This is a genomic window from Rhodococcus sp. P4_F3_2, from assembly GCF_056401335.1.
In genome coordinates this window covers 26,209-35,753 of record NZ_JBFUJN010000051.1, presented here as the reverse complement: position 1 = coordinate 35,753, position 9,545 = coordinate 26,209, and the positions used below count along the sequence as shown (strand labels likewise).

Annotated in this window: 9 protein-coding genes; 5 read left to right on the top strand and 4 right to left on the bottom strand. The window is 63.1% G+C overall.

The window, feature by feature from the left end:
- Positions 1 to 24 precede the first annotated feature (24 nt).
- Together serC and AC1DWA_RS30580 are read right to left on the bottom strand one after the other, a co-directional pair.
- A complete protein-coding gene (serC, locus tag AC1DWA_RS30585; RefSeq protein WP_029536908.1) occupies positions 25 to 1,146 on the bottom strand; it encodes a phosphoserine transaminase in 1,122 nt (373 codons plus the stop codon).
- A gap of 63 nt (positions 1,147 to 1,209) precedes the next feature.
- Complete coding sequence (locus tag AC1DWA_RS30580) at positions 1,210 to 2,337, bottom strand: citrate synthase 2 (RefSeq protein ID WP_003940025.1); 1,128 nt, start codon at positions 2,335 to 2,337, stop codon at positions 1,210 to 1,212.
- A gap of 245 nt (positions 2,338 to 2,582) precedes the next feature.
- Here AC1DWA_RS30580 and pdxH point away from each other — a divergent pair, with 245 nt between their 5' ends.
- The 5 genes from pdxH (at position 2,583) to AC1DWA_RS30555 (ending at position 7,668) form a co-directional block, all read left to right on the top strand.
- Positions 2,583 to 3,296 (top strand): pyridoxamine 5'-phosphate oxidase, encoded by a 714-nt coding sequence (gene pdxH, locus AC1DWA_RS30575; RefSeq protein ID WP_019744916.1) that lies wholly within the window; start codon positions 2,583 to 2,585, stop codon positions 3,294 to 3,296.
- Positions 3,293 to 4,558 (top strand): MFS transporter, encoded by a 1,266-nt coding sequence (locus AC1DWA_RS30570; RefSeq protein ID WP_019744915.1) that lies wholly within the window; start codon positions 3,293 to 3,295, stop codon positions 4,556 to 4,558. Before pdxH ends, AC1DWA_RS30570 begins: the two co-directional genes overlap by 4 nt.
- A 41-nt stretch (positions 4,559 to 4,599) precedes the next feature.
- On the top strand, positions 4,600 to 5,547 hold the full coding sequence (locus tag AC1DWA_RS30565; protein WP_477846848.1) for an aldose 1-epimerase family protein: 948 nt from the start codon (positions 4,600 to 4,602) through the stop codon (positions 5,545 to 5,547).
- 358 nt (positions 5,548 to 5,905) lie between these two features.
- Positions 5,906 to 7,204, top strand: a complete 1,299-nt coding sequence (locus tag AC1DWA_RS30560) for a citrate synthase (protein ID WP_003940509.1) — start codon at positions 5,906 to 5,908, stop codon at positions 7,202 to 7,204.
- Between the two features lie 101 nt (positions 7,205 to 7,305).
- Entirely contained in the window at positions 7,306 to 7,668 is a 363-nt protein-coding gene (locus AC1DWA_RS30555; RefSeq protein ID WP_019744913.1) for an FKBP-type peptidyl-prolyl cis-trans isomerase, read from the top strand.
- Positions 7,669 to 7,760: 92 nt separating this feature from the next.
- Here AC1DWA_RS30555 and AC1DWA_RS30550 read toward each other — a convergent pair whose 3' ends face one another.
- A complete protein-coding gene (locus AC1DWA_RS30550) occupies positions 7,761 to 8,522 on the bottom strand; it encodes an ABC transporter permease (RefSeq protein ID WP_019744912.1) in 762 nt (253 codons plus the stop codon).
- Positions 8,519 to 9,472: an ATP-binding cassette domain-containing protein gene (locus AC1DWA_RS30545; protein ID WP_019744911.1), complete on the bottom strand. Its 954-nt coding sequence runs from the start codon at positions 9,470 to 9,472 to the stop codon at positions 8,519 to 8,521. The genes AC1DWA_RS30550 and AC1DWA_RS30545 overlap by 4 nt, the downstream gene beginning before the upstream one ends.
- Positions 9,473 to 9,545 lie beyond the last annotated feature (73 nt).

Genomic DNA, 9,545 nt, shown 5'->3' with positions numbered 1-9,545 from the left:
CCGAGCGGTGAAGCAGTATGAAAATCAGCCGAGCTGAGAAACGACCCAGTCGATGCTCTTGGTGAGAGCGGTGACGTCATCGGGGTCGATGGCCGGGAACATGCCGACGCGCAGCTGGTTGCGGCCGAGCTTGCGGTACGGCTCGGTATCGACGATTCCGTTGGCGCGCAGGATCTTTGCCACCTCGGCAGCGTCGACGTCGTCCTTGAAGTCGATGGTGCCGACAACCTGCGAGCGGTGTGCCGGATCAGCGACGAACGGCGTTGCGAACTCGCTGGCCTCGGCCCAGTTGTACAGGCGCGAGGACGAATCCGCGGTGCGTGCGGTGGTCCAGTCGAGGCCGCCGTTGCTGTTCATCCACTCGATCTGGTTGGCGAAGAGCAGGAGGGTGGCCAGGGCCGGGGTGTTGTACGTCTGATCCTTGGAGCTGTTGTCCACGGCGATGGGCAGTGAGAGGAAGTCAGGAGTCCAGCGTCCCGAATCCTTGATCTCCGCGACGCGCTCGAGGGCGGCCGGGCTCATCAGCGCGATCCACAGTCCACCGTCTGCGGCGAAGCACTTCTGCGGAGCGAAGTAGTAGACGTCGGAATCGGCGACGTTGACCGGAAGTCCACCGGCGCCCGAGGTGGCGTCGATGGCGATCAGTGCGTTCTCCGAACCCGCGGGGCGCGAGACGGGGATCGACACACCGGTGGAGGTCTCGTTGTGCGCCCAGCCGATGAGATCGACGGACGGGTCGGAGACCGGCACCGGTGCGCTGCCCGGATCGGCGGAAACGACGATCGGGTCACCGATGAACGGGTTGGCCTTGGCGACCGAAGCGAACTTGGAGCTGAATTCGCCGTTGGTCAGGTGCAGCGACTTCTCGCGGATGAGGCCGAATGCGGCCGCATCCCAGAACGCAGTGGTTCCGCCGTTGCCGAGGACGACCTCGTAGCCCTCGGGCAGTGAGAACAGATCGGCGAGGCCGGAACGAATGCTGGCCACAACGTTCTTGACCGGCTTCTGGCGATGGCTGGTGCCGAACACCGAAGCGCCCACCTCGACCAGGGACTGCAGCTGCTCGGGGCGAACCTTGGAAGGACCGCAGCCGAAGCGTCCGTCGGCGGGCTTGAGGTCGGCGGGGATGATCGGTGTGGAGGTCATCGCTTCTTTCTGTTCCTTCACTTGTGTTCTGTACTACCGTGATTGGCGAATTCGAGCGGGGTACTACGCGTGGCTGATCTGGTCCCAGCCCTCGACCGACTCCGGAGTACGGGGCGCCGGGCCGGTGTAGATGGCGGCCGGGCGTACCAGTTTACCGAGACGCTTCTGCTCGAGGATGTGTGCACACCAGCCGGCTGTTCGGCCACAGGTGAACATGGCAGGCATCATGTGCGCGGGAACCTCGGCGAAGTCGAGGATGACGGCGGCCCAGAACTCGACGTTGGTCTCGATCGCGCGATCGGGACGACGCTCACGCAGTTCTGCCAGTGCAGCCTGCTCGAGAGCTGCGGCAGCTTCGTAGCGGGGAGCGTTGAGGCGCTTCGCGGTAGCGCGGAGCACGCGTGCACGGGGATCTTCGGCGCGGTAGACGCGGTGTCCGAAGCCCATGAGCTTTTCCTTGCGGTCGAGGATTCCCTTGACCAGTGCGCGGGCGTCGCCGGTCTTCTCGGTCTCTTCGATCATCGGAAGAACGCGGGCCGGTGCGCCGCCGTGCAGCGGGCCGGACATCGCGCCGATGGCGCCGGAAAGCGAGGCAGCGACGTCGGCGCCGGTGGAGGCGATGACGCGGGCCGTGAAGGTGGAGGCGTTCATGCCGTGCTCGGCTGCCGAGACCCAGTACGCGTCGATTGCCTCGACGTGTGCCGGATCGGGCTCACCCTTCCAGCGAACCATGAAGCGCTCGGTGACCGTCTTGGCCTCGTCGATGCGGCTCTGTGGGACTGCAGGCTGGTAGATGCCGCGAGCGGACTGCGCGACGTACGACAGTGCCATGACGGATGCGCGGGCGAGCTGGTCGCGGGCGGTCTCGTCATCGATGTCGAGGAGCGGCTGGTATCCCCAGATTGGAGCCAGCATCGCCAGTCCGGCCTGGACGTCGACACGGACGTCGCCGGTGTGAATGGGGAGGGGGAACGGCTCGGCCGGCGGGAGGCCGGGGCCGAAGCGGCCGTCGACGAGAAGGGCCCATACGTTGCCGAAGGTGACCCTCTGGCCGACCAGGTCTTCGATGTCGACACCGCGGTAGCGCAGTGCGCCGCCGTCCTTGTCGGGTTCTGCGATATCGCTGGTGAAGGCGACGACGCCTTCGAGTCCGCTCACAAAATCGTCCGGTATTGCTGCGCTCGCTGCCATTCTCGTGGACTCTCCTCGTTCGAGTGCGCCAGGTCTACAGTCGCACTGCCTCAGCTTCAGTGACTGCGCCTCGGTGCTCGCAGGGATGAGCACGCACCGTGTTTTGTACTGCGCAATCGTCTCGTCCCGATTCGGTTGCTGTCGCTGGTGCGGCTCGCGGTCCGGGTCGGGTCTAGCCACGGCAAACTTTAGCGCGTGCCGCGTAGCCGTTGGCCAGTGAGTACCCGGGAGTAGCGTTCTCGGCTGTGTCGAATGAACGTCAGGACCCGCAGGCGGTGGACAACGAACTCGCGTCCATGCGTGTGGGCTATCCGCAAGCAGGCAGCGAATCGGAGTCCGTCGAGGACCGCATGAGTGCGGAATTGGATACCTCGGTCGTCGAGACCGGTTGGCTGCCCCTCATGCGTCAATGGCTCGTGGACGCCGTCGAAGCTGACGCGCCGGAGCCCAACGCCATGACTCTGTCGACGGTGGACGACGGTGGGCATCCGGCGTCGCGCACCGTGCTCTGCAAAGGGCTCAGCGAAGACGGTGTCCTCTTCTTCACCAACTACGGATCCGACAAGGCTCGTCACCTCGACGCCCACCCGTACGCGTCGGCCAACTTCACGTGGCTGACCCTTGCCAGGCAGGTGATCGTCCGCGGCACCACCGACCGCGTGAGTGCTCAACTGACGCAGGAGTATTGGCGAACCAGGCCTCGTGGATCGCAGCTCGGCGCGTGGGCGTCGTCGCAGTCTCGTCCGATCGACTCGCGTGCCGATCTCGACGAGCAACTGCGTGAGGTCGCCGCCCGATTCGGCGTGGACGGTGAGATTCCGGTGCCACCGAACTGGGGCGGGATTCTGATTCGGCCCGAGTCCGTCGAGTTCTGGCAAGGACGCGCGAACCGCATGCACAATCGAGTTCGCACGAGCCTGGTCGACGGACAGTGGTCCGCCGTCCGTCTCCAGCCGTGAGCCGGTTACTCGCGGACACGACTCCGCTCGAGAATCGCGACTATCGACGGCTGTGGACGGCCGGCATCGTCACCGTCATCGGCGCTCAGCTCAGTGTGGTCGCCGTACCGCAACAGGTGTACGAGATCACCCGAAGCTCGGCCTACGTCGGTCTGACGGGAATCTTCGGTCTGGTCCCGCTGGTCGTTTTCGGTCTGTGGGGCGGCGCACTGGCCGACGTCATGGATCGACGACGGCTGTTGATGATCACCTCGATCGGACTCGGTGTCACGTCGGTGCTGTTCTGGATCCAGGCTGCTCTGAACGTGAACAACGTGTGGTTGGTGCTCGGATTGTTCTCGGTTCAACAGGCGTTCTTCGCGGTGAACCAACCGACGCGAGCGGCGATCATCCCTCGGTTGATTCCGGGCAGGCAGTTACCTGCCGCGAACTCGCTGAACATGACTGTCGTGCAGTTCGGTGCAATAGCCGGCCCGCTACTGGCGGGTGTCCTCATACCGTCGGCCGGTCTGCAACTGCTGTACCTGCTCGACTCGATCTTTCTGATCGCCACGTTGTGGGCAGTATGGAAGCTCCCGGCGATTCCGCCGACCGGCACGTCTCGACGCGCAGGATTGAGCGAAGTCCTCGGCGGTTTCACGTATCTCGCGACGCAGAAGGTTCTGCTCGCGTCGTTCGTGGTGGACATCATCGCGATGGTGTTCGGGATGTCGCGAGCGCTGTTCCCGGAAATCGCACACGAATCCTTCGGTGACCCCGCCAGCGGCGGTTTTGCGCTCGGACTGCTGTTCGCGGCGATGTCGGTGGGAGCCGTTCTGGGCGGAGTGTTCTCGGGTTGGTTGCCACGGGTTCAGTACCAGGGGCGGGCYGTGCTGGTCTGCATCGCGCTGTGGGGGCTGTCCATGGTCGGCTTCGGCGTAGCGGTGTACTTCGCGAGTCCCGGTTCCAGTGTGATTCTGCTCTGGGTGGCGGTTGCGTTCCTGGCATTCGGCGGCGCCGTCGACATGGTCTCGGCCGCATTCCGCAGCACGATGCTTCAGCAAGTGGCAACCGACGACATGCGCGGACGACTGCAGGGCGTGTTCATCGTGGTCGTGGCAGGTGGTCCGCGTATCGGTGACGTCCTGCACGGCGGTGCGGCCTTCCTGTTCGGGACCGGTGTCGCGGCAGCGGGCGGCGGCTTCCTGGTGATTGTCGGTGTTGTCCTTTCTGCCCTCGCATTTCCGGCGTTCGTTCGCTACAAGGTGGGACGCGCCGTCTGACGTCCTGGTTAACCGGTCGCTCGTGGTGGAAACTGGTACGTATGACTGCGCCGCACAGCACGGGTAGGGGAGGGTTCGAGATCCGTGGTGGCGGCTATCGAGCCGAGATCGCCGCGGCCGGTGCCGGGTTGCGGCTTCTCGATCACGAAGGACCGAACGGTCAGCGCGCGCTGACCGAGACCTGGGCACTCGGATCGAAGCCACCGCTGTCGGCCGGATTGGTTCTCGCGCCGTGGCCCAACCGAATTCGCGACGGGCACTTCATGTTCGACGGCATCGAGCATCAACTCGAGATCACCGAACCTGCGCTGGGGAACGCGAGCCACGGGTTCGTCCGTCGTCGCAATTGGAGCCTCGTGGACCACACCTACGAGCGCGTCGAACTGTCGGTGGACGTCGGACTGCACAAGGGTTGGCCGTATCCGTTGCAGCTGACGATCGCCTATGAGGTCGGTGCCGACGGGTTGACCGTCACGCATACGGCCACGAACAAGGGTGCGACCTCGTCGCCGTTCGGGCTCGGAATGCACACCTTCATTCGCGCCGGCGACTTTCCGCTCGACGAATGTGCGCTGCATCTGGCTGCGGGCACGCGGTTGCCGATCGATCCGGCGAGGATGCTGCCGAACGCGTATTCGCAGGCAGTCGCCGGTACGGATTACGACTTCCGGACACCGAGACTGCTCGACGGGGTTCAGTTGGACACGCCGTACAGCGCATTGGACGTCGTCGACGGCAGTGGTCGGACGCAACATGAGCTGCTGGCTCCGGATGGAACGGGCACTGCCCTGTGGACCAACCGCGAGTGCCCGTGGATTCAGGCCTTCATCGCAGATCCCGCCAACGACAAGGGGTATCCCGATCGCGGCCGCGCATTGGCTTTGGAACCGATGACCTGCCCGCCTGACGCCTTCAATTCGGGCATCGACCTCCTGGTGCTTCACCCGGGTCAGACGTGGATGGGTAGCTGGGGCATCAAGGCTCTGTGATCCGGCTCTCATACCGTGGGATCGTGTAACGCCGAGTAAGCATCAGCCGATAACGATCGGTTTTCGGTACCTCGTGTCAGTGCTCCGGACGGTCCGACATCGGTCCCATTCTCGGATTGCTGCCGAGATTTGCAGATCAATGTGGGTAAATGCGCGATTCCGTAGACTGGAGTACCGGTCATGCGAGTGGGAAAACCCAGCCTGGAACGTGTTTCAGTTTCGGTGGGTATGTCGGGTTCGTGAGTACCCGAAAAATAGCCGTGGAGCGACCCTCCTTCGGCACGATCTCTCCCGTGCGACTAGTTTCTAGTTGATCGCATGTAGTTACTCGTTGGTTCGAGCTTGAGAGGGATCCTTCGTGCCCGCTGACAATGACACAAAGCCCACGCTTACTTACCCCGGTGGTGAGTACACGATGTCCATTGCCAGGGCAACAGAGGGCAATGACGGCATCGAGCTGGGAAAGCTGCTGGCCACAACGGGGTACACCACCCTTGACCCCGGTTTTGTGAACACTGCATCCACCAGTTCTGCAATCACCTACATCGACGGTGAGAAGGGAATCCTGCGTTACCGCGGATATCCCATCGAGCAGTTGGCAGGCAAGTCGACGTTCATCGAGGTCAGCTACCTGCTGATCTACGGCGAACTGCCGACCGACGCCCAGCTCGAGTCCTTCACGGACCGCATTCGTCGACACACCCTGCTCCACGAGGACCTCAAGCGGTTCTTCGACGGATTCCCGCGCAACGCTCACCCGATGCCGGTTCTCTCTTCCGCAGTGAACGCACTGTCGGCGTATTACCAGGATTCGCTCGATCCCGAGGATCCGGAGCAGGTGGAACTGTCCACCATCCGTCTTCTTGCGAAGCTGCCGACCATCGCTGCGTACGCGTACAAGAAGTCCGTCGGACAGCCGTTCCTGTACCCGGACAACTCGTTGAACCTGGTCGAGAACTTCATGCGTATGACGTTCGGCTTCCCGGCCGAGCCGTACCAGGGTGATCCCGAGGTCGCCAAGGCACTCGACATGCTGCTGATCCTGCACGCGGACCACGAGCAGAACTGCTCCACGTCGACCGTGCGCATGGTCGGCTCGTCGGACGCCAACCTGTTCACCTCCGTCTCTGCCGGCATCAACGCACTGTGGGGCCCGCTGCACGGCGGCGCGAACCAGGCAGTGCTCGAGATGCTCGACGAGATCAAGGCCAGCGGCAGCACCGCAGCCGAGTTCGTCCGCAAGGTCAAGAACAAGGAAGACGGCGTGAAGCTCATGGGCTTCGGGCACCGCGTCTACCGCAACTACGATCCGCGCGCTGCGCTGGTCCGCGAAACCGCGCACACCATCCTCGCCAAGCTCGGCGGCGACGACGAACTGCTCAACATCGCAATGCAACTCGAAGAGGCCGCCCTCACGGACGACTACTTCATCGAGCGCAAGCTCTACCCGAACGTCGACTTCTACACCGGCCTCATCTACCGCGCGATGGGCTTCCCGCCGCGCATGTTCACGGTGCTGTTCGCCATGGGCCGTCTGCCCGGCTGGATTGCGCACTGGCGTGAAATGCACGAGGATCCGGCTACGAAGATCGGCCGCCCGCGCCAGATCTACACCGGCTACACCGAGCGTGACTACAGAGACATCACGTCCCGCTGACGCGTGACCTAGCGACATCACGTCCCGCTGACGCGTGACCTAGCGATATCACCACCCGCTAGTCTTCTGTACCCAACATTTCGCCTCAACGAGGAGGACCCATGAGTAGCAAGCCCGTAATCGAGTTCCAGGAAGGCCCCGCGCCGACCGATCTGGTCATCAAGGATCTGGTTGTCGGAGAAGGCGCCGAAGCCGTTCCCGGTGGCACCGTCGACGTTCACTACGTCGGTGTCGAGTTCGAGTCCGGTGAAGAGTTCGACTCTTCCTGGAGCCGTGGCGAGTCCATTCAGTTCCCGCTTCGTGGCCTGATCAAGGGTTGGCAGGACGGCATCCCGGGCATGAAGGTCGGCGGACGTCGCCAGCTCACCATTCCGCCGGAGCTGGCATACGGCCCCGCCGGTGCAGGGCACCAGCTTTCCGGCAAGACCTTGGTCTTCGTGATCGACCTGCTGGAAGCCAAGTAATTCACTGTGCGCCTTTATTAACCCCCCGCGGTTAATAAAGGCGCACAGCACAAGCAGCCCCGCACCGTCAGGTGTGGGGCTTTCTTGTGTGGTCAGCTCGCGGTCTTTCGTCGGTAGAGCCAGTTCGACCACACGAATCCCGCGGCGGCGATGCCCAGGCACCACGCGAGGGCGATGGCCGCGCTGTTCCCGATCGGCGTGCCCATCAGGAGTCCGCGCACCGTCTCGATGATCGGGGTTACCGGTTGGTGCCGGGCAAATCCCTGCAGCCATGACGGCATTGTCTCAGCCGGTACGAAAGCAGTGCTGACGTAGGGCAGGAACATGATGGCGAAGGTGAATCCGCTTGCAGCCTCCGGGTTCTTGGCCAAGAGCCCCAAAGCTGTCGAGAGGTACGACATGGCAAAGACGAAGGCGACGATCACAGCGGCGACGCCGAGCCAGCGCAACGGATCGCTGGTCGGGCGAAATCCCATGATCAGCGCAACGACGACCACGATCGCCGTAGTCAGGACGTTGCGGACGACGCTGGCCAGTACATGACCGGTCAGGACCGACGACGGAGAGATCGCCAAGGTCCGGAAACGGTCGATGATCCCGTCCTTCATGTCGCTCGAGACGCTGACCGCGGTGGTCGAGGCGCCGAATCCGGCGCACAGAAGGATGATTCCTGGCACGACGTAGTCGATGTACTCGCTACCGGTGTTGATGGCGCCGCCGAAGACGTAGACGAACAGCAGCATGAGCATGACCGGAAGGGCTATCGCGGTGATCATCGAATCCGGACTGCGCAGAACGTGTTTGAGATTCCGGCGGAGCATCACCGCGGAATCGATTGCAATGGTGGAGGTCATCGAACGCTCGCAATCTCGGGTTGGCCTGATCCGGTGAGCGCAAAGAACACGTCGTCCAGATCAGGGGTGTGAACGGAGAACTTCTCGACGGTGATCGACGGATCGTCGATCGAGTCGAGGATGGCTTTGATCGAAGGAACCGCTCCGTCGGAAGGGATGTGCAGGGTCAAGGTCTCGGCATTCGAATGCGCCTGCGGCAGTGATGCCGCGGCGAGTTCGAGTTGGGCCAGGTTCTCGAATTGCAGAGCGACGTGGCCGCCGGGAACAAGGCGTTTGAGTTCGTCCGGTGTTCCCTCGGCGACGAGGCGACCGCCGCTCAGCACGCCGACTGTATCGGCCAATTCGTCTGCCTCGTCGAGGTATTGGGTGGTGAGGAAGATGGTGACGCCTGACGCTGTGAGTCCTCGAACGATCGACCACATTTCGTGGCGGCTTCGCGGGTCCAGGCCGGTGGTGGGTTCGTCGAGAAAGACGACGTCCGGTCGGGCGACGAGGCTCATTGCGATGTCGAGTCGTCTGAGCATGCCGCCCGAGTAGTCGCCGGCGCGTTTGTCGCCGAAGTCCGTCAAATCGAACTGGTCGAGCAATTCCTCGGCACGGCGACGGGAGTTCTTCCGGCCCAGGTGATTCAGTTCGCCCAGTAGGGTCAGGTTCTCGAATCCGGTCAGCAAGGTGTCGACGGCTGCGTACTGCCCGGTCACGCTGATGCGCCGCCGAACGTTCTGTGGATCTCCGGGCAGTGAATGCCCCGCGACCGTGACCTCGCCTCCGTCGAAGGGGATGAGGGTGGTGAGAATTCTTACGGCCGTGGTCTTTCCGGCGCCGTTCGCGCCGAGGAGGGCGTACACCGATCCTGCCGGGACCGACAGGTCGAGTCCACCCAGTACCTGTTGATCGCCGTAGCGCTTACGGAGTCCGCGGACCGAGATTGCGGGGATCGTTCCTGACATCGAGACCTCCAAGTAAGAACTGTGTATGTCATAAACACGTGTTTATAGCGTACACAGTTCTAGGATGATGGCA

What these genes read in the sequence shown, in the direction of transcription:
- serC (WP_029536908.1), bottom strand. Translation starts at nt 1,146, where the DNA reads ATGACCTCCACACCGATCATCCCCGCCGACCTCAAGCCCGCCGACGGA.
- AC1DWA_RS30580 (WP_003940025.1), bottom strand. Translation starts at nt 2,337, where the DNA reads ATGGCAGCGAGCGCAGCAATACCGGACGATTTTGTGAGCGGACTCGAA.
- AC1DWA_RS30565 (WP_477846848.1), top strand. Translation starts at nt 4,600, where the DNA reads ATGACTGCGCCGCACAGCACGGGTAGGGGAGGGTTCGAGATCCGTGGT.
- AC1DWA_RS30555 (WP_019744913.1), top strand. Translation starts at nt 7,306, where the DNA reads ATGAGTAGCAAGCCCGTAATCGAGTTCCAGGAAGGCCCCGCGCCGACC.
- AC1DWA_RS30550 (WP_019744912.1), bottom strand. Translation starts at nt 8,522, where the DNA reads ATGACCTCCACCATTGCAATCGATTCCGCGGTGATGCTCCGCCGGAAT.
- AC1DWA_RS30545 (WP_019744911.1), bottom strand. Translation starts at nt 9,472, where the DNA reads ATGTCAGGAACGATCCCCGCAATCTCGGTCCGCGGACTCCGTAAGCGC.